This window comes from Dysgonomonas termitidis, assembly GCF_054657735.1.
Genome location: NZ_BAAHYD010000002.1, coordinates 1,688,440 through 1,704,970 on the forward strand (window position 1 = coordinate 1,688,440; position 16,531 = coordinate 1,704,970).

Sequence of the window (16,531 nt, forward strand, 5' to 3'; positions counted from 1 at the left end):
AGGATTCAGATTTCGATTTTTGTTTCTTTGAGTTTTTCGGCGATAAACCGTGCCAGTCCGCCGCGGGTACGGCTGTATATATATCCCATCAGGAAGCCCCATACATATTTATTGTAGATGGGCGTGTATCTCTTCTTAGGCTTATCGCCCCGTAGCCGCAGGTCGAGGAAGCGCATATAGAGCGGATAGGTGATGGTAAGGGTAGTGCCTTCGCTTCCGGAAGTGACGCTGTAAGGATTCGATTTCATATGGGCCGACAATGCGCCTGTGCGCCTGACGGTATCGCGCCCGGCAATGGTCGACTGTATGCCTGACAGTTCTTTTCCCGCCTTGGAGAATGCTTCCGGCATATTGATCGTATATGTATTATTTTCTGTTATCATACGGCTAAATTAGCCGCGGGGGAGGGAGTGGGAAAGGACAAAAAAAGTGTAAAGTGAAGAGTGTAAAGTGAAAAATGGCGCGAAGCGGGAAAGAAAAAGCCCCGCCGGGATGGGCGGGGCTGATATGTTCTTTAGTATATATTTATAATTGCACTTTCAATTCTTCACCTGTTAATGAAAAATAGAGGTTTTGAAGTTGGTGAAGATATTTTAAATCATAAGGGATAAAAAAATCTACCTGATTTTGGTTAAATATCCATCCTTTCCATATTATAGAACCATTATCTTCAATATAAAACCTTATGTGAGAAGAATCTCTGGCTGTACTGCCTTGAACATGTAAGTGTAAATAATCATATCTAGTCTCAGGATCATTATGTTTTGTTAAACCACACTTCAATAGTATATCTTTTGTCAGGGGGATAGGCTCGAATACTAATTTATCCAGATATTCATTTCTTACTCCTTTTTCTTTCATTGCCATGTCTTGTATTACACCATAACCTATCTCTGATACAATTTCACCTAGAAACAGAATACTATTGCCTATTCGTAATTCATTTGATTTCATTTTTAAATTAATTTTCTTAAATCTTCCTTTTCTGTAATTGAAGTTTAGCGTCCTGGGCGATAATACCCAGAATACAAGAAATATCACTAAAGCTTATCTTATTGTTTTCGAGTAGGACCTTTAATCCGTCTACAGAAGATATAGATAGAATGCTTTTCAAAACGATTGACATTGGTATACCGTTATTATCAAACTGCATAAGTTCATGTTTAGTTAATACACCCTTCAGTCGGCATAGTTCAGTTACAGCAAGCAGGTAATTATAATCTGCTTTATAAAAGTTGGCAATTTCCTTTATGGCGTTTTCAAGTATCATTTTATAGTGAGTTTTCTGTTCAGCAAATATTCTACGTCTCTCTCGTCTTCACTTTTTAATACGATTTTGGCTATTTCTACGGTCAGGTGATAAAACACTTCTTCCGTGTAGTGAAAATACCGTATAGTACGGTCGACATAATTATTATATTCAGCCATAACTCTAATCCCGGCGGCAGATGTATAATAAAGTAAGAATTGCAATCGCATATTGTCCCGGTACCTTACAATATAATCGAACGGATATTCCCTTAATACATATTGGAAGATAACATCATCAAAAGGCCTCTCTTCGCGGGCAAAACCATAAGACTCTAATTCAGATATAAACGTATCTAAAGACTCTGTTTGGTCATTACATCGGCGTGGGCTATGCATGATAATATCCGCACGGTTAAGTTGCATGCGGACAAGGAAGTAAGAAAATATCTGGTATGTACTCGAAGGACTGTATTTCATATTCCCGGTTTTTAAAATAACAGTGCAATGTACTAATTTATGGAAAAACGTACAAATGTGCGACTAACTAAAAGCCGCCCTACTTATCACAAGCAAGGCGGCAGAATCAATAAAAACCTAACACAAACCATGAAAAAAACGAAAAATGAAGAAACAACATTCGTTGAAGCAAAGGCGATGCAATTATCTGTCTACTGTTAACTGATAACTGCTAACTGTTTACTGATTACTTCCCCTTCAGCATATCATATCCCTGCCGGCGTATCATGACCGTCCAGCCATATGAAGGCATATCGTAGGACAGCCAGGGCGTGATAATATGGTCGGCCTGGAAGTTCTTCAGCCAGGGAACACATTTTTCTTCCTGAATCATCATGTGGCGCATCCGGCAAAGCATATCGAGCGCACGGTCCGATTTGATGGCTCGCTCTGCCAGGTCGTTATTGCTGTCGCGCCCCGGAAAGGCTATCGTGATGGCTATCAGGAACGATTCGCGGCGCACGTTCGGCGGGGCTATCTCGTTCTCGATCTGTCCGTAGTCGACAAACATAAAGCAGTCCTGGGCGGCGGAGATGGCGCTTGCCACGTTCTGCGTGTCGGGTCCGAAAATATAATGTTTCACATCCGGAAGCAGGGCCGGAGGCAGGTCGTTCACCTCCTGCATCCACTGCGCATACTCCGGAAGCTCCGAGCGTCCGTTGTTAAATACTTGCAGTACCCCGGCTTTCTGCGGGAACCGCGCGAAGAACATAAATATATCTTTTACCAGCATAGTTTTTTTTAGTTACGAGTTACTTTTTTAGTTACGAGTTACGAGTTACAGGTTACGAGTTATAAGTTACGAGTAGACGAGATACGAGATACGAGTTATTCACTGCTTACTGTTTACTGTTTACTGTTTGTAACTGCCCGTAGGGCGCAGTAACTTGTAACTACTTAAATTATCGAATTAATTGTATTAATATCCAGCCCTGTCTTCTCCGCTATCTCCGACAGCTTCATATCCGCGCTGTGCAGGGTGCGCACGGCATCTATTTTTTTCTTCCGGAGGATTTCGAGGTATTCGGTCAGCGACATATCACCTACTTTGTCGATATCGCCGTAACCGTCTTCCGACAGCGCGTAGATACCTTCCTTTAGTCCGACCGAGAGCTTGTTTTTACCTGTATCCTTTCCCCGCTGCCACAGGATGCTGAAGTGTGTTTTGGTAAATAGCATCAGTACCAGCGCTTGGAAGTTCAGTGCCACGGCTTCGAGCGTTGCCGGATCGGCAGATGCGAACAGGGCGGCATTTCCGTGTGCCCGGTCTGGTGAATACGTGCATGGACAATAGAGTATCGCTGCCAGCAGGGGCAGCAGCTCCGGATTTTTGGCTATGCCCGAAAGGCATTCCGAGGCGTCGACATACTGGCGGGCTGTAAGCGATACGGACAGCAGGGCGCAGGAAGTATTGACGGTATAGCCCGGATAGGAGCTTTCGCCAATGGTGAGATCTGGCAACAACTGCGCGGCAAAGCAGGCATCGAGTTCATATATATATTCCGCACGGCGCAGGACGCGGCCTTCCGGTGAATCGGGCAGGTCGCCCGGCTCCGTTTTACGTGCTATACGGCGCAGTTCCGGAGACAAGCTGGCCCATACATCCTTCGGGTACCTGATGGAGAAAATAAATGTGATTTTCGACTGCAGCAGGTACAGGTTCTGCGCGATGGTGTCCTCATGTTTCCGGGGGATATAACGCATATCCACGCTCAGCACGAAGATAACGAAACGCAGGCGCACGTCTGACATGGACAGCACCCCGGCAGCATACATCCTGAGCAGCCCCGCCAGGTGTACGAATTGCTCCGGAGTCAATGCCTCCCAGCTGTTGGGGATGGTGTAGGGTTTACCTTTGATTTCTATATCCAGCCCCCCAACCCCCCGTAGGGGGCTTTCAGAGAGGGTATTTGTTTTTAAATCATTCATATTATTCTATTTTTTAGGGTAGGGGCTAAGCCTCCCCTCCGGGGAGGTTGGAGGGGCCTTACATTAAATAATACTTATTCCCTTCATCATTCAGGTTGGTCCCGGTATCCACATCGCCGGAACTATCCGTAAGTGCCAGGTCTATATTACCCAGCAGGCTGTCGGCGTCGGACAGGAAGTTGTCGGCCATATTGGTAAGGGCGTCGCGTTCGTCCTTACCGTTGCGCGAGAGGGTGTTGTCGTCGAAATAGTTACGTATGGTCGGCGGCAGCTCTATGATGTCGAATTGCAGCAGCGTGCGGGCAATGATGGTATATACGAGCGCTGTATCGAGGTTAGGCAGTAAATCATTCCGTCCGGCGGCATTCAGTTTTTCGTAATATCCGTTGAAAGTCATCAGCAGCTCTTTCTTCTGAATCGGCACGGTACGCATAAAGTACAGGTACGACGTATCGATGCTGTAAAAGGCTTCGAAGTCGAGCACGGTAAGCAGGCGCAGGCCGTCCATCTGGCGGGCTATCCATGTATTGCTCCAGTTATAGGCCGGATCTTCGCTCAGGATATGTAGGAGCGAATCCATCGCGTTGTGGTAGTTGTCGATATACTGCCGGCGCATAGCCTCCAGCTCGTACTTGTAAGTATCAGCTTTTTTCTCGTGCCGGTTGCTGACGGTAATAAATATATGATAGCCGTACATGATACGATTGGCCCAGGCGGATCGCAAATACATCAGGGCATCGGTATCCGTTTCCCCGGCTATCTGTGTCCAGATGCTTTCGGAGATAACGCCCGTGATGGACTTCCGCGCGGAGATGGCCATGGCATTCAGCGAAGCGAAATTAACGCCCGCTTTTTCGACGCCGGGAGCCGCTTCGGTGAAGTCGGCAAGGGTAGGGAAGAGTTGGGTGAGAACTAACATATAATTAAGAATGAAGAATTAAGAATTAAGAATGAAAAATTGCCAATGTTTTAAGCTAATAGCTGTTAGCTAATGGCCAATAGCTTTTTCATTGGCACATTAATTAAATATTATTCAGCAATATCTACGGAATCGGAGCTAAACCAAGGTTCTGTTATTCGTCCGTCAGACGTTAACCGGGTTAATCTAACAGATACATAACCATCAATATACTCAGCTATAGCGGTTATTTTACCTTCGAATCCTGATATGGAATCTTTTGCCTGTTTTCCTTTCACTGTTTCAAAATCAATCTTTTTCATTTTGCTTTTTTTTTAAAATTATTTAATTTATCACTTATCACTCTTAGTTTTTCACTGTTTACTGCTTACTGTTTACTGTTAACTGACATTCAGCGAATCCATCCGTTTATTCTCCGACACCTGGCTCTGCCGGCTCGGTATTTCCCGGTAGTAGCCGATCCTGTATCCGGCTTCGTACTTCTTCGGGAAATTCACCTGAAGTGCATAATTGAATGCTTCGCTGCAAATTTCGTCGTCGGCGGTAAGCGAGGCCAGATATACGATGTAGTTGTAATATACATCGGCTCCCGACTTGGAGATAACGCCCTCCTGCGATATGCCCGTAATGGAAGGGTCGAGCCCCATCGACGACACGAGCACGCCATCGACACGCTTGTCATAGGCGATCAGAGCATCGATATATTCCTTGTACTTCATGTCGATGGTTTCGAAGCGCCAGCGCTCTTCCTCCTTCGCGCCGGTACGGAACGAATAGGATACGAAGCTCTTGCCCTGGTTGTTCTTCCCGGACAGGAATTCGGTAGCTTTCTTTATCTCCGAGTTCATATAGCGCACCAGGAACGACTCGCTGTAGTCGGTGCCTATGTCTATGCCGTTGTAGGTAAGCAGGGGCTTGCCATCAGCCTTGCGCTTCTTGTTTTCCTCGCAGATAGCCTTTATCTGGCTGCGTTTGGATACGATCCACGCGTCCGGGATAATGATATGTATCTTGGCCGAAAGCGAGTTCTTCAGGAACGAGTTGATATAGTCGGGGCTGTCGTTCGCGCCCTGTATCCAGGGTTTGGTACCTAAGTACGTTTCATTACAGCCGTAGAAGTCGCCTACCGTGCTTTGCTTATGGTGCGAGATGGCAGCATACCGGTAGCGATGAATTTCGGCGATATCGAAGCGCGGATAGATCTTGAACTTGGTAGTGGCCAGTCCCCAGGCGCCGAAAGCAATGTAACGGAAATCGCTGTAGTTGGGAATTTCCATCAATGCATCGAAGGTCTTGGCCGTGGCCAGGCGGCAGTATTTGTTTTCGGCAAGCTCGATGCCTGTAATCGGGTAGCCGATGCCGAACTGCGCGCCTATGGAGAAGCGGTGCTTGGCAAAATAATCGTAAAACGTATAGAAACGCCGGATAAGGCTCATGGCGAAATCGGTATATGAGGCCTCTATACCGTTCTTTTGCCACGACTCCAGCCAGCGGAATACTTCCGGGTCGCGGTACCACTTGCGCTGGAGCGTGCCATCTTCGCCCGTGGTGATATAATAGCCGTGCGGGCCTTTACCGTACAGGAACTTCACCTGCTTATCGATCAGCCGGGGATGCAGGCGGTTACGCTTGATGGTATACTCGATTTCCTCACACTGGAGGTTGTGCTCGCCGCGGGCGTATACGTTATACCCGTTCACATTGAGCCACATCGGGATAACTGGCTGCATCACGGCCTTTTCAAATCCGGGATCGTTCAACACGGAGCTGTTCATCGGGCGGTCGCCGATCTGGAACGTCGTTACCGTGTCTTCGGCGATGCACAGGCCATAGTTGCCAAGGGTGGAGATTTCCATGTTTTTAAGTGAAAAGTGAAAAACTAAAAGTGAAAAATTTACTGTTTACTGTTTACTGTTTACTGCTAACTGATATGATTTTCCTCAATCTATAATTATCCACAGCGAAGCCGATATAGCGCATCAGCACCCGGTAACAGGTACGGGGCTGGCCGTCGGCATCGCTGTACAGGAAGAAATTATCGGAGTCGATGCTGAACTTGTCTTTCGGCAACTGGGTACGGAAGGTGCAATGTTCCTTCGTTACCAGCTTTGCCGATGCTTTCCCCTTCGATCTCGAATAAGGAAAAAAGCAGATCGTAAACCTGCATTGCGGCTCCGGCAATTGCGATACTTCACGCGCCAGGCGCACGGCTTCGGATATGCTGATCGTTTCTTCCATGCAGCGAAAGTAGGAGACGGCTGTAAAAAGGGAAAGGACAAAAAAAGGTGAAAAGTGAAGAGTGAAAGGTGAAAAATGGCGCGGGGGGCTTTACAGTAAAAGTAAGCAGTAAGCAGTCGATTCAGGAAAAAATCGGTTTTTGCTGCCATATATAGGAATCAGTTAACAGTAAACAGTTAGCAGTAAACAGTCGGTTCCGAAAAAAAATGCAAAATCGCCGCCATATATGCGGAAACAGTGAATAGTGATCAGTTAACAGTAAACAGTGCCGGAAAAATTTTTCAAAAAAAACGCTAACTGTTTACTGTTAACTGAAAAAAGCCCCGACCTTCACAGGCAGGGACTTCAACAAACTAAAATTTAAACTTATTATACATCGAAAGATTATTGTTTTACAAAGATAAAGTTAATTGTTTAGTTACGAGTTACGGGTTACTTTTTCTTGTAACTTGTAACTGCCCGAAGGGTACAGTAACTTGTAACTAATTAACTATTCTCCCTTATAGTTATCTCCACCGTATATTTATTCCCGGTGAATATATGCGTATCACATCCGGGCGACTTGGTACGCGATACCTGGAAACAGTCGCCTTCTCCCAGGCCGTCAGTCTTGGCCTGCATTTCGCCGACAAAAGCGAAATAAGAATGTATATACGCTATCATAGCGCGGAACCTGAGCGCCTTGTTATCTGCAAGGGGTTTTGATTTTGGTGTTTTGGTAAGCATATGAATATGAGTTAGAAGTTATGAGTTAGAAAAAAAAATGCGTTTTTGCTGCCATATATGTAAATCAGTTAACAGTTATCAGTTATCAGTTAACAGTGCCGGAAAAAATTTTAATTACCGGGGACGCCTACCAACTGATATAACAGCGTAAGCGGCGTGAGCTTTCGGATGTCATGGATACCGACCCTGTGGCCTCCGGCGTGTATCCGGATATCCGACGCGCCCCGAAACGCTTCCCGGTACAGGTAAGAATAGGCATGTAATACGGCGTTTTGTGTGCAAGTTCCCTCTATAGTATGTGTCATCAGGCGCCCGCCTTTGGATGTGAAAGCTATATCCAGTGTTTTCAGCTCCGGAGATATCGGCCCCCTATCCCCCGTAGGGGGAACTTTTTCTACTTTATCTGTAGCCTCCCCTTGGGGAGGTTGGAGGGGCTTTAACTGTTCACTGATTGCCTCCGGCTCCGGTTTCAAAATGGATTCACCGGCCATATATGCAGGGGCGAGCGCTCCATCCGCGGCAACCTCCGGAGATTTTTTTTCATTTTCCACTATCAACTGTCCACTGTCCACTATTGACGGGCGCAAGTCCCGGCTGATGGAGGCGCCGGACACGGTTATTATTTCGTCCTGGTACTTGCCGGTTATCCGGAAGTCGTGCCAGTCATCGCCGGGCATAGCCGGGAAAGGACCTATGTAGTTTACTTCCATAACGCCGCAATTGGTGTTGTATATGTAAGTGTGTCCGATTGAGAGAGTTACAGGGTTCATAGGGGGTATAAGTTATGAGTTATAATATTATTACATTTTCGATTCGCCCGGCCGTTGAACATGTAGAAGGGTGTTTCTTATATTCATTGCCCCATTTGCTCATTACCTCGTCAGCCTGAACGGTTACAAAACCGTTTTTTATTTCGGTTACAATACCTTTCACTTTCTTATAAAATGAACCTTCCGGCATTGCTACTATCTCTACTCTCTCACCTATTTGTATTGCTTTCATATATTATTTATTTTTAATTAGTTATTCCCGTTGTTTAATTGCAGCCCCCGGGAGCTGCAACCCATCACAATTTATTATTGCCGACTTTGGACGGCGGGGGTTAATTAAAATTAGGCTCCGGGATCCAGTCCCTTATATCGTTTACCTTTGTGATAAACTGGCATTTTAGCCAGTCGTTCATATCGTTGCTACTCATATAGGCTTTGTTAAGGGCCTCGATTTCTATCGCTTGCTTTTCGCTTATTTCTTTGCCGTCTAAAAAATATCTTGCTTTCATATGTTTGTATGTTTTTGGCCCCCGGAGGGGCCGGGGTTAATTATCTTGGTAAAGGGAAAATAAATTCATGCCTGTGTACTGGTTCGTGATCAGATCCGATGTAAAACAATCCGTTCGCGATGCCTTTCACTTGTTTTTTACAATTATAATATGTGTCGAATACGTATTGTCCGATGACAGGGGTCGCCGGTTCATCTTCCTTATTCTCTACAGTTAATTCTTCAGGTTTCACAGCAAACCAATAGCAATCTATATCGAGATATACACATCTGCCATCTTCAAGAGGTGTACGAAAACCTAAAATTGTATGTCCTTCGAACTTAACGCCGTAACCGTTCGTAAAGGTTACCTTATCACCTGTTTTTAAATCAACTCCGGGGAGGCTATCCAATACGTTTATATTACGGGATTTTGCCCAATTCTTAAAATCTGTAGCGTGGATTTCGTTTCTGTTTAACTCTGTTGCTTTCATTGTTGTTTAATTTTAGTTAGTTATTATTTCTGATACAAATGTAAAGTTATCACTTTTCATTATCAAATTATTTGATAACTATTTGCTTTACGTTAACATTATTTATGAAAAGCGATAGCTTTACAAAACTATAACTATGTACATTTGTATCAATAACAATGTATATTTATGAGTTTACGTATAAAGGAAGTATTGAAAGAAAAAGGCTTATCGATAAATGAAGTAGCTGAAATAATGGGAATATCTAGGGTAGGGCTATCACAGCACATAAATGGCAATCCCTCCTCTGAAGTGTTGGTAAGAATTGCAAAGGCTATAGGATGTAGCGCATCAGAATTTTTTGAGCCTTTAAAGGAAAATATAATAATATGTCCTAAGTGTGGTAATAAAATGGAAGTAAAAGAAAAAAGCGATGGTTAATCATCGCTTTTCTTATCTTTAGGAAATAACATAATTTTAAGGCTTATATCTTCATTGTCTTCATAGGCATTTTTATACGATACATATACATTGTAACCATATTTAATAATACCATTTGTCACTTCTGGAGATAGCGAGGCGGGTATATATCCTATATGTTCTCCTTTACTTATAACTTTTACGGCGAAGTGATCATGTTTATTTGTAGGTTCTCTTTTTAAGTGTACAGGATCACCAACTCTCAAGTATCGAGCTACATATTTTGCGTTATATGATCTGTAATATATACCATTTACCCAGCATTCAATTTTTCTTACTTTAAATTTCTTTGGTTTCTTTTTTTGTTTTTCTCTCTCCTCAATAAAAGTAGAATATAGTATATCATCTATAGGGTTTCCCCTACTTGGATTTGGCGGCTTATAATCTATAAAACCTTTTGTTGTATAAAACCGTTTATATCCATCCTTTAAAGGTGGCTCTTTAGTATTATTTTTCTCTCTCTTAGGAAAATCTATTCTACCATCAGGATAAACCTTTATAGGCTCTTCAGTTTGAGATACCGGGATATTTTTACTATTATGTTCTTTTTTGTTTTTCTTATTTTTATATGGCTTGAATAGAATATATATAGAGTAAAATATTAAGAAAAGCAATACCACATAGGCAATAATTTTCATTACCAATCATCATTATTTGCTTTAATGCCAGATTCTAAACTAGCGATTATTTTTTTTACTTTCGAGTCAAATAGTATTAATGGGGCTTCTTTACAATTTTTAAATAAAGGGAAACTTTCAATAGATCCTTTCATGGGTTTATTTAATCCTGGAACAAAGGTATCAACTCCGAAATCAGATATTTCATATTTATATCTTCCATCTTTAAATTGTATAGTTAAAGTGAAAGTATATATTTTATCAATAATACCCTTAGCTACAATTACAGAATTAACAACTTCACTTTGAACAACATCTTTTGAGATTACAAATGTTTTACCAAGCCATAATTTAGCATTGCTATATAAGGTTGCAGAAGATGCATTATCCACTATTACAACACCCTCATAAAATACCCGTCCGTCTTTAAATGGTACAATTTTTTGACAATCAATATTTTGTGATTTAGATGCAATTGTTGCAAATAATAATAGTATTAATAATACTTTTCTCATAAATAGTTTAATTTTAGTTTATATTAAGTTTTAGCAAAAGTATAAAAAAATTTAACAATCATATATTTAAGGTCACAATTTGCGACCTTGAACAACAAAAAAAGCCCCGTACGGCTCGATACGGGGCTTAGTGTCAAATATAAGCTATTTATAAAGAAATGCTTACCGAGCCTAATTTTTTAGATAAGTCATTCAGGGCGTATTTAAGTTTATCTATTTCTGCCTGGGTAAACCTGGCAGGCTTGCCGTTTACCGTATTGCCATTTATGCGCTGGTATAACCACGCATCCGTTTTATTGAAATAAGTCTTTGCAATATATACCAGGGAGACGGCGGGTATTATATCCTGTAGCTTTTGTTTCATTGCCAGCTCTGTAGCTTTGTCGGCGGTATCCTTTGCAGATTCTACCAGGGAGGCGGCGAACTTGTCACCATCTATATCTATTAGTTCCTGCATTTGCCGGTCTATATCATCGCGTTCCTTATCTGTAGACGCTTTTACAAATGCTGCTTTCAGTTCATTTATCTTTTCTTTCATAGGATTTTGTTTTTGTCCCCCTTCCTGATGGAGAAGGGGGGCTTTTGTTAATGTCCGATTTCTTTTAATTTCTCTGTTATTATCTCTATTTGCTCGTCAAAGTATTGCTTTAGCTTTTCAGACCTGGCAGATACTTCTTTGTAATAGGATAGAAGAAAGATAAGTTCTTTTTCAAGTTCCTTCTTTTCTTTTCTCATTTCCCGGTTCAACATGTTAAATAGCTTTTATATTTGACTATACAAATATAATAATGTTTTCATTATTATGCAAGAATTTCATTGTTTATTTTCAGTTTTTTTGATATAAAAAAGGCGCCGGTTCTGGCGCCTTCCCCGGATAAGATCCCGGGCAGTTATTTATCACTTCTTCGTATAATGGTATCTAAGGGATAATATATATACCTCTATCATATCTTCATGTACGGAATATATAATACGATGCTCTGCATTTATTCGTCGCGACCAATAGCCGGTAAGATCATGCCGCAAAGGCTCCGGCTTTCCTATACCGGTAAATGGGTGTTCTTCTATATCTTCCAGAAGGCGGGTAATCTTATTCATAATACCAACGTTGCCGCTTTTCTTCCAGTACTCGATATCTTCCAACGCCTGAGGGGAATAAATCATTTCCATAGATCAGGTGTTTTTATAGCTTTACCCTTACCAGCTTTCAAGTCATTTTCAGCGGCTTTTATCCGATCTACCATAATCGGCGAAACCTTAATATACTCGGTTTCTTTTATAGAATTGTATTCATCCAGGGAGAGAACTACAACGCTCTCGTTGCCGGATCTGTGTACAATTAAAGGCTCACTATCATTAATAACCTTATCAAGATAACTTTTAAGATTATTCCTTAATTCTGTGTAACTTGCTGTTTTCATAATTCTATATTTTATTTATAAGTACAAATGTAAGTACAATATTATGTACTTACAAGTTATTTGATAATTTTTTTTACAGATTATAATAAATATGCCAGGCATCAGATATTAATGCCCTCCCTGGTATATCTATATCATTTCCTATTGTCCACACAAAAAAAATGGTAATCAATAACCATATATGTAATGTATATATAAACATCTGTGTATCAGAGTAAAATATCATGTGAATGTTAATGTTTTATTGAAAATGTTAATTTTAACTTAAATCACATTTCCAGGGATCCACCCCTCCTGAAATGCGCCGGATTGAATTAGCGTTCGCGGCTGTCTCGAAAGATGTAAAAAGTTTTATCTTTTTTATTTTTCAAAATAAAGATTGATTTTTAACGGGTTGATAAGTCAGCCGATGTAAAACAGGTATGATTATATAGCTAAAAAGATAAATTTTAGAGGATAAAATGCCTCAAATGACAGTGTTTTCAGGTAAATTGTCGGGGATTGAGCTGAATTCGTTAGGTAATAAGTGTCCATAACGGCCAAAATAGAAGTAGATAAGCGCCGATGGTAGCTGCGTGGATCTTCCGGCCTGTAACTTCATTGGTATTTTCTTCTCCGATGTCTTATCAAGCTCTATTTTGCCGTCTATAGTCTTTTTCATAGGGCTAAGCATGATGGAAGAACAGAGGTTCGGGCATTGGTTTTCGCAAATGTAAGGGCGCGGAAAGGCTGCGAACTTGTTACTGAAGATATAATCCAGTAACTTCTTTTGCTGCCAGTAGTAGATCGTAGGCTGTCCCTCGTTCATTAGTTCTACATAGAACCCGTAACGTTCGAGTTCGGCCTTCAGAAGTCGGGCGTCTGTGGTTATTTGCTCCAGTTCCTCCTTTGTCTTATTCCCGGCGCGGTCGTAGTACAACTTGAGATGTTTATTGCGGGCATCATCACCGAAGAAGTTGTAAAAATCGAGAGCAAGGTGTGTCTGATCTGCAGGAGAGTAGCATGTGAACTCTTTGATCGTACGGACTTCCTCCCCGAACCGTTTCTCCTGGGATACCGTGAGGCTCTGGAATTTGCCGGGGTCATAGCCAAGAAGCAATTCATCGTCCGGATTGTAATATTTGAGATAGCCAGCAGTAATGCGGAAGCCTCCCATGAGCTCTACCTTCAGCAACATGTCGTTTTTATAACTGTCGCTAAACTGGTGTACCTTGGGAACGTAGTTTGCAAAGAAGCGGTCGACAACGGCCCGGATCCGGATAGCACAAATAGCCGTCAGGAATTCTTCCATATCGAGTGTCTCCAGCTGCGTTTTGAAATACTTCTGTCCCAGGAAGTCTTTATTTACGAATGAAGATGCACGCATGTAATAAGAAGCCTGTGTGCGCATTCTGCGAAGCCGGTCCTGCCATAGATATAAAGTTTTAAGAGCCTTTTCGTACTGAGGATATAAGGGAGTGATTTCCGAAATATGGCGGCGCTTTGCCTTAATTTCGTTCTGAAGCCACTCGAAATGCATTTTTATAGCCATAGCATCATTGACAGGCTTGGCGACGGAAGCAATTTCGTTAATCAGATCGATATTCATATTGGATTCGTATTCTTCAAACCAGTTATCTTCACCCAGATCGACGCGAGCCGTATCCGAAACACCGGTTATACCCTGATACAAATGGTGATTGCGAACATCGCGGTTGTCACTACCACGAAGCGCAGGGAAAAGACGTGTTTTAAGTTTCTCTCCTTTATTATGCTTCATCTCCTCTATGAAAGCATGTACGCCGGACCGGCCAGCTACGGAATCGGGTTGATCGGATGACACCAGCTGGAGGTTAAAACCATTGCGGAGCACAATAGAATGGCGCGGGTAATGTATCGGATAGCGTGGGCGTGAAAAATGCTTTGGTAGCTTGGCCGTGCCTATTACATAGTCGATACCTTCCTCTAACATGCACCGTTTACCGTTAAGAATAGGTTTATTGAAATAGGATAAAAGGTTAGGAACAATATTTGACAACAGGGCTGCATATGTTTTATGTACCAGGAAAGCTAATTCACGGGGCATAGCCTCAGATACACGTAATATACGAGGTCCCATAACGCCCTCCGTTTTACCTCCGGCACGGGCTATCTCGGCTATGAGAACATTCGGGTCGATCAACGTGGCGCGGAGCTGCGCCATGTTCATGTAATATTCCTGCGTCCAGTCTACCTGTTCATCCCAAATCATAATCAGTCGCTTTCTATTACTTCGTATGGAGTATCCGGTAAATCCGCGTCTATACGCAGCCTCTTTTTCTCAGGTTCGTCGACAGGCAGGCTATTTATAAGATTGAGATAATAACCTTCATTGTCCTTCCGGGCGATTTCTTTAAGGCTTTTTTGCTCAAATCCCAGATTTATAATGCTTATATTCGGCGAAAGAAGGAATACCGGTACAAAGCCCGTATCAAGGCTGGCGGCAATACTTGATTTCTCCCGGCATTCTTCCGCGGCTTTGCGGAACATGTATGCGGCACGGAAATCTTCGGCCTGGATGGCTTTTTCGGCGTCTTCCTCGTATTTATTGGCAAAATCTATATACCAGACCTTATCCGACACAACATTATCGACATGGAAGTATTCTATGGCTGAATAGATGCGCTCCTGACAGGTCCGCAGGCTTATTTTCTTTTTGAACTTGGCGACAATACGGACTTTAAGGCTTTCGGCAGCCTTGGAGATATTCCGGTTCTTATCATATTCCTGGTACGCCATGGATATTTCCTGAAGCCATTGCTGAGTTTCAGGAGGAATACCTTCGGATTCTCCCGTTTCAAGAAAATGGGAAATTATGGCCGGATCCAGTTTGGATAATATTTCGAAATGTGTCATAGTCTATTGTTCTCTATTACAGATTCAAATACAGATTTCGTTTCGGTATGCTTTTGCAGGAGGGCTTTGTCGGTATCCCGGTGATCGATCCGCTTATCGCTACGGAGATAAGACTCGTATCGTGAGATGTTGCAGCAACAGCGGTTATATTCGTCCATAAAGCGGGTATGATCGAGGGCGAACAGTTCCTCCAGCCTGGCATATGTACTCCGGTGGGTAATCAGCGGATGTTTCTGGATCCACTTGCCGGTATCGTTGAATGCCTGGAGCTCCCTGAAACAAAGAAGGTTCCTGATGCGCAATTCTGCCATTTCCATTACAGCCCTTTCGGTCGGCCTGGTATCGAGCAGTACATCAAGAACCTTCATCTGATTATGTGTATTTATCCTGTCGGAGTAAATCAGGGTCGCCGTTTTAACGTCATCATCGAGGTAATTTCTCCACTTTATTTGGGGGTACTCTTCTTCTTTGAGACGCTTTTTTTTTCAATGGTGGCCTTATTCTCCAGGTCGGCTTCCTTAACTGCTAATTCGGCGGCCTTTTCGGCTAATTCGCTTTCTTTTTCATCCAGATCTGCTTCCTTATCTTCGAGACCTTCCTCCTTATCCGACAGTTCGCTTTCCTTTTCGTCCAGTACCGCTTCTTTCTCTTTCAGAGCTTTAGCAGCAGTTTCTGCTTCAAGTTTTTTACGTTCCGCATCCTCCTGTTCTTTCCTGAGTTTTTCTGCGGCATCGGCTTCAAGCCTTTTACGTTCTGCCTCTTCCTGCTCTTTTTTGAGCTTGGCGGCAGTTTCACGGGTAGTAATGGCTTCGGCAGTCAGTTGGATGTTAAATTTGTCGCCTTCGACAAGAACCAGTTCGATCTCTCCGGGAAAAATATCTTCGTCTATAGGCCAATCCAAAGCAGCAATAAACAAAAGCAAGCCTTTTGATATTTCATCAATAAGATGCTTTATATCGATCGCTTTTTCGATATCCACCTTAGCAATATAACGGGCAAAACGCTCCCTGAGGGTTTCCGCCTGTGCTTTCTGGAACTTCTCCTTCGCAAACTGCCGGCGGAATGCAACTATGTCGCAATTGGCAGTAAGGCCAAGCAGAGCATACAATACGTCGTCCGCGTACTTCTGGTCCTTGCCCGAAGGTGCCGAAATCAGGGGATGACGCTTATCGATCGTTTTCAACAGGGCTAAGTCTGCCTCCAGGTGGGAGACAGACCGGAGCATGTTGAATTGTCCTCTTTTTTCTCTATCTAGTGAAACCATAATTTTTAAATAGTTATGAGTTACGAGTTACAAGTTACAAGTTACGAGTAA

The 16,531-nt window shown here is 42.8% G+C and carries 27 protein-coding genes; 2 read left to right on the forward strand and 25 right to left on the reverse strand.

Annotation, left to right across the window (positions count from 1 at the left end):
• Positions 1-5: 5 nt before the first annotated feature.
• The 4 genes from ACYQ3L_RS11000 to ACYQ3L_RS11015 form a co-directional block, all read right to left on the reverse strand.
• Positions 6-383, reverse strand: a complete 378-nt coding sequence (locus ACYQ3L_RS11000) for a hypothetical protein (protein WP_379993262.1) — start codon at positions 381-383, stop codon at positions 6-8.
• Between the two features lie 142 nt (positions 384-525).
• The gene (locus ACYQ3L_RS11005; RefSeq protein WP_379993263.1) at positions 526-954 is read right to left on the reverse strand and encodes a hypothetical protein; all 429 of its coding nucleotides are present in this window, start codon (positions 952-954) and stop codon (positions 526-528) included.
• Between the two features lie 16 nt (positions 955-970).
• A complete protein-coding gene (locus ACYQ3L_RS11010; RefSeq protein ID WP_379993264.1) occupies positions 971-1,270 on the reverse strand; it encodes a hypothetical protein in 300 nt (99 codons plus the stop codon).
• Positions 1,267-1,728, reverse strand: coding sequence for a hypothetical protein (locus tag ACYQ3L_RS11015; protein WP_379993265.1), 462 nt, complete (start codon positions 1,726-1,728; stop codon positions 1,267-1,269). Before ACYQ3L_RS11015 ends, ACYQ3L_RS11010 begins: the two co-directional genes overlap by 4 nt.
• A gap of 39 nt (positions 1,729-1,767) precedes the next feature.
• On the opposite strand from ACYQ3L_RS11015, the gene ACYQ3L_RS11020 reads away from it, so the two are divergent.
• Complete coding sequence (locus ACYQ3L_RS11020; protein WP_379993266.1) at positions 1,768-1,929, forward strand: hypothetical protein; 162 nt, start codon at positions 1,768-1,770, stop codon at positions 1,927-1,929.
• A 25-nt stretch (positions 1,930-1,954) separates the two neighbouring features.
• Here the strand turns inward: ACYQ3L_RS11020 and ACYQ3L_RS11025 are convergent, their stop codons facing one another.
• From ACYQ3L_RS11025 to ACYQ3L_RS11075, 11 genes are all read right to left on the reverse strand, one after another.
• Positions 1,955-2,500 (reverse strand): hypothetical protein, encoded by a 546-nt coding sequence (locus ACYQ3L_RS11025; RefSeq protein WP_379993267.1) that lies wholly within the window; start codon positions 2,498-2,500, stop codon positions 1,955-1,957.
• A 164-nt stretch (positions 2,501-2,664) separates the two neighbouring features.
• On the reverse strand, positions 2,665-3,471 hold the full coding sequence (locus ACYQ3L_RS11030) for a hypothetical protein (protein WP_459952404.1): 807 nt from the start codon (positions 3,469-3,471) through the stop codon (positions 2,665-2,667).
• A gap of 283 nt (positions 3,472-3,754) precedes the next feature.
• Entirely contained in the window at positions 3,755-4,615 is an 861-nt protein-coding gene (locus tag ACYQ3L_RS11035; protein ID WP_379993269.1) for a hypothetical protein, read from the reverse strand.
• A 110-nt stretch (positions 4,616-4,725) separates the two neighbouring features.
• Positions 4,726-4,917 carry a hypothetical protein gene (locus tag ACYQ3L_RS11040; protein WP_379993270.1) on the reverse strand — a complete coding sequence of 64 codons (192 nt, stop codon included), beginning with the start codon at positions 4,915-4,917 and terminating at the stop codon, positions 4,726-4,728.
• Between the two features lie 78 nt (positions 4,918-4,995).
• Entirely contained in the window at positions 4,996-6,471 is a 1,476-nt protein-coding gene (locus ACYQ3L_RS11045) for a hypothetical protein (RefSeq protein WP_379993271.1), read from the reverse strand.
• A 52-nt stretch (positions 6,472-6,523) separates the two neighbouring features.
• Complete coding sequence (locus ACYQ3L_RS11050) at positions 6,524-6,853, reverse strand: hypothetical protein (RefSeq protein WP_379993272.1); 330 nt, start codon at positions 6,851-6,853, stop codon at positions 6,524-6,526.
• A gap of 486 nt (positions 6,854-7,339) precedes the next feature.
• Positions 7,340-7,579 (reverse strand): hypothetical protein, encoded by a 240-nt coding sequence (locus tag ACYQ3L_RS11055; protein ID WP_379993273.1) that lies wholly within the window; start codon positions 7,577-7,579, stop codon positions 7,340-7,342.
• 110 nt (positions 7,580-7,689) lie between these two features.
• Positions 7,690-8,289: a hypothetical protein gene (locus tag ACYQ3L_RS11060; RefSeq protein ID WP_459952405.1), complete on the reverse strand. Its 600-nt coding sequence runs from the start codon at positions 8,287-8,289 to the stop codon at positions 7,690-7,692.
• A gap of 79 nt (positions 8,290-8,368) precedes the next feature.
• On the reverse strand, positions 8,369-8,581 hold the full coding sequence (locus ACYQ3L_RS11065; protein WP_379993275.1) for a hypothetical protein: 213 nt from the start codon (positions 8,579-8,581) through the stop codon (positions 8,369-8,371).
• Positions 8,582-8,681: 100 nt separating this feature from the next.
• Positions 8,682-8,858, reverse strand: a complete 177-nt coding sequence (locus ACYQ3L_RS11070; protein ID WP_379993276.1) for a hypothetical protein — start codon at positions 8,856-8,858, stop codon at positions 8,682-8,684.
• Between the two features lie 40 nt (positions 8,859-8,898).
• On the reverse strand, positions 8,899-9,330 hold the full coding sequence (locus ACYQ3L_RS11075) for a hypothetical protein (protein WP_379993277.1): 432 nt from the start codon (positions 9,328-9,330) through the stop codon (positions 8,899-8,901).
• Positions 9,331-9,498: 168 nt separating this feature from the next.
• On the opposite strand from ACYQ3L_RS11075, the gene ACYQ3L_RS11080 reads away from it, so the two are divergent.
• Entirely contained in the window at positions 9,499-9,750 is a 252-nt protein-coding gene (locus ACYQ3L_RS11080; protein WP_379993278.1) for a helix-turn-helix domain-containing protein, read from the forward strand.
• Here ACYQ3L_RS11080 and ACYQ3L_RS11085 read toward each other — a convergent pair.
• The 10 genes from ACYQ3L_RS11085 to ACYQ3L_RS11130 all read right to left on the reverse strand — a co-directional run bounded on the left by ACYQ3L_RS11085 (position 9,747) and on the right by ACYQ3L_RS11130 (position 16,480).
• Complete coding sequence (locus ACYQ3L_RS11085) at positions 9,747-10,427, reverse strand: HIRAN domain-containing protein (protein ID WP_379993279.1); 681 nt, start codon at positions 10,425-10,427, stop codon at positions 9,747-9,749. The two genes, ACYQ3L_RS11080 and ACYQ3L_RS11085, sit on opposite strands and share 4 nt — an antisense overlap.
• Entirely contained in the window at positions 10,427-10,921 is a 495-nt protein-coding gene (locus ACYQ3L_RS11090; RefSeq protein WP_379993280.1) for a DUF4468 domain-containing protein, read from the reverse strand. Before ACYQ3L_RS11090 ends, ACYQ3L_RS11085 begins: the two co-directional genes overlap by 1 nt.
• 148 nt (positions 10,922-11,069) lie before the next feature.
• The gene (locus ACYQ3L_RS11095; protein ID WP_379993281.1) at positions 11,070-11,459 is read right to left on the reverse strand and encodes a DUF5053 domain-containing protein; all 390 of its coding nucleotides are present in this window, start codon (positions 11,457-11,459) and stop codon (positions 11,070-11,072) included.
• A gap of 47 nt (positions 11,460-11,506) precedes the next feature.
• Entirely contained in the window at positions 11,507-11,671 is a 165-nt protein-coding gene (locus ACYQ3L_RS11100; protein WP_379993282.1) for a hypothetical protein, read from the reverse strand.
• A gap of 147 nt (positions 11,672-11,818) precedes the next feature.
• Positions 11,819-12,091 (reverse strand): Txe/YoeB family addiction module toxin, encoded by a 273-nt coding sequence (locus ACYQ3L_RS11105; protein ID WP_379993283.1) that lies wholly within the window; start codon positions 12,089-12,091, stop codon positions 11,819-11,821.
• Entirely contained in the window at positions 12,082-12,342 is a 261-nt protein-coding gene (locus ACYQ3L_RS11110) for a type II toxin-antitoxin system Phd/YefM family antitoxin (RefSeq protein ID WP_379993284.1), read from the reverse strand. The genes ACYQ3L_RS11105 and ACYQ3L_RS11110 overlap by 10 nt, the downstream gene beginning before the upstream one ends.
• Positions 12,343-12,808: 466 nt before the next feature.
• Positions 12,809-14,572, reverse strand: a complete 1,764-nt coding sequence (locus ACYQ3L_RS11115; RefSeq protein WP_379993285.1) for a hypothetical protein — start codon at positions 14,570-14,572, stop codon at positions 12,809-12,811.
• 2 nt (positions 14,573-14,574) lie between these two features.
• The gene (locus ACYQ3L_RS11120; protein ID WP_379993286.1) at positions 14,575-15,216 is read right to left on the reverse strand and encodes a hypothetical protein; all 642 of its coding nucleotides are present in this window, start codon (positions 15,214-15,216) and stop codon (positions 14,575-14,577) included.
• Positions 15,213-15,584 (reverse strand): hypothetical protein, encoded by a 372-nt coding sequence (locus ACYQ3L_RS11125; protein ID WP_379993287.1) that lies wholly within the window; start codon positions 15,582-15,584, stop codon positions 15,213-15,215. The genes ACYQ3L_RS11120 and ACYQ3L_RS11125 overlap by 4 nt, the downstream gene beginning before the upstream one ends.
• Positions 15,585-15,661: 77 nt before the next feature.
• Positions 15,662-16,480: a hypothetical protein gene (locus ACYQ3L_RS11130; protein ID WP_379993288.1), complete on the reverse strand. Its 819-nt coding sequence runs from the start codon at positions 16,478-16,480 to the stop codon at positions 15,662-15,664.
• Positions 16,481-16,531: the final 51 nt, after the last annotated feature.

What these genes read in the sequence shown, in the direction of transcription:
- ACYQ3L_RS11005 (WP_379993263.1), bottom strand. Translation starts at nt 954, where the DNA reads ATGAAATCAAATGAATTACGAATAGGCAATAGTATTCTGTTTCTAGGT.
- ACYQ3L_RS11055 (WP_379993273.1), bottom strand. Translation starts at nt 7,579, where the DNA reads ATGCTTACCAAAACACCAAAATCAAAACCCCTTGCAGATAACAAGGCG.
- ACYQ3L_RS11125 (WP_379993287.1), bottom strand. Translation starts at nt 15,584, where the DNA reads ATGAAGGTTCTTGATGTACTGCTCGATACCAGGCCGACCGAAAGGGCT.
- ACYQ3L_RS11030 (WP_459952404.1), bottom strand. Translation starts at nt 3,471, where the DNA reads ATGCGTTATATCCCCCGGAAACATGAGGACACCATCGCGCAGAACCTG.
- ACYQ3L_RS11050 (WP_379993272.1), bottom strand. Translation starts at nt 6,853, where the DNA reads ATGGAAGAAACGATCAGCATATCCGAAGCCGTGCGCCTGGCGCGTGAA.
- ACYQ3L_RS11035 (WP_379993269.1), bottom strand. Translation starts at nt 4,615, where the DNA reads ATGTTAGTTCTCACCCAACTCTTCCCTACCCTTGCCGACTTCACCGAA.
- ACYQ3L_RS11115 (WP_379993285.1), bottom strand. Translation starts at nt 14,572, where the DNA reads ATGATTTGGGATGAACAGGTAGACTGGACGCAGGAATATTACATGAAC.
- ACYQ3L_RS11000 (WP_379993262.1), bottom strand. Translation starts at nt 383, where the DNA reads ATGATAACAGAAAATAATACATATACGATCAATATGCCGGAAGCATTC.
- ACYQ3L_RS11090 (WP_379993280.1), bottom strand. Translation starts at nt 10,921, where the DNA reads ATGAGAAAAGTATTATTAATACTATTATTATTTGCAACAATTGCATCT.
- ACYQ3L_RS11045 (WP_379993271.1), bottom strand. Translation starts at nt 6,471, where the DNA reads ATGGAAATCTCCACCCTTGGCAACTATGGCCTGTGCATCGCCGAAGAC.
- ACYQ3L_RS11110 (WP_379993284.1), bottom strand. Translation starts at nt 12,342, where the DNA reads ATGAAAACAGCAAGTTACACAGAATTAAGGAATAATCTTAAAAGTTAT.
- ACYQ3L_RS11025 (WP_379993267.1), bottom strand. Translation starts at nt 2,500, where the DNA reads ATGCTGGTAAAAGATATATTTATGTTCTTCGCGCGGTTCCCGCAGAAA.
- ACYQ3L_RS11105 (WP_379993283.1), bottom strand. Translation starts at nt 12,091, where the DNA reads ATGGAAATGATTTATTCCCCTCAGGCGTTGGAAGATATCGAGTACTGG.
- ACYQ3L_RS11020 (WP_379993266.1), top strand. Translation starts at nt 1,768, where the DNA reads ATGGAAAAACGTACAAATGTGCGACTAACTAAAAGCCGCCCTACTTAT.
- ACYQ3L_RS11100 (WP_379993282.1), bottom strand. Translation starts at nt 11,671, where the DNA reads ATGTTGAACCGGGAAATGAGAAAAGAAAAGAAGGAACTTGAAAAAGAA.
- ACYQ3L_RS11080 (WP_379993278.1), top strand. Translation starts at nt 9,499, where the DNA reads ATGAGTTTACGTATAAAGGAAGTATTGAAAGAAAAAGGCTTATCGATA.
- ACYQ3L_RS11065 (WP_379993275.1), bottom strand. Translation starts at nt 8,581, where the DNA reads ATGAAAGCAATACAAATAGGTGAGAGAGTAGAGATAGTAGCAATGCCG.
- ACYQ3L_RS11085 (WP_379993279.1), bottom strand. Translation starts at nt 10,427, where the DNA reads ATGAAAATTATTGCCTATGTGGTATTGCTTTTCTTAATATTTTACTCT.
- ACYQ3L_RS11095 (WP_379993281.1), bottom strand. Translation starts at nt 11,459, where the DNA reads ATGAAAGAAAAGATAAATGAACTGAAAGCAGCATTTGTAAAAGCGTCT.
- ACYQ3L_RS11015 (WP_379993265.1), bottom strand. Translation starts at nt 1,728, where the DNA reads ATGAAATACAGTCCTTCGAGTACATACCAGATATTTTCTTACTTCCTT.
- ACYQ3L_RS11060 (WP_459952405.1), bottom strand. Translation starts at nt 8,289, where the DNA reads ATGGAAGTAAACTACATAGGTCCTTTCCCGGCTATGCCCGGCGATGAC.
- ACYQ3L_RS11075 (WP_379993277.1), bottom strand. Translation starts at nt 9,330, where the DNA reads ATGAAAGCAACAGAGTTAAACAGAAACGAAATCCACGCTACAGATTTT.
- ACYQ3L_RS11040 (WP_379993270.1), bottom strand. Translation starts at nt 4,917, where the DNA reads ATGAAAAAGATTGATTTTGAAACAGTGAAAGGAAAACAGGCAAAAGAT.
- ACYQ3L_RS11070 (WP_379993276.1), bottom strand. Translation starts at nt 8,858, where the DNA reads ATGAAAGCAAGATATTTTTTAGACGGCAAAGAAATAAGCGAAAAGCAA.
- ACYQ3L_RS11130 (WP_379993288.1), bottom strand. Translation starts at nt 16,480, where the DNA reads ATGGTTTCACTAGATAGAGAAAAAAGAGGACAATTCAACATGCTCCGG.
- ACYQ3L_RS11010 (WP_379993264.1), bottom strand. Translation starts at nt 1,270, where the DNA reads ATGATACTTGAAAACGCCATAAAGGAAATTGCCAACTTTTATAAAGCA.
- ACYQ3L_RS11120 (WP_379993286.1), bottom strand. Translation starts at nt 15,216, where the DNA reads ATGACACATTTCGAAATATTATCCAAACTGGATCCGGCCATAATTTCC.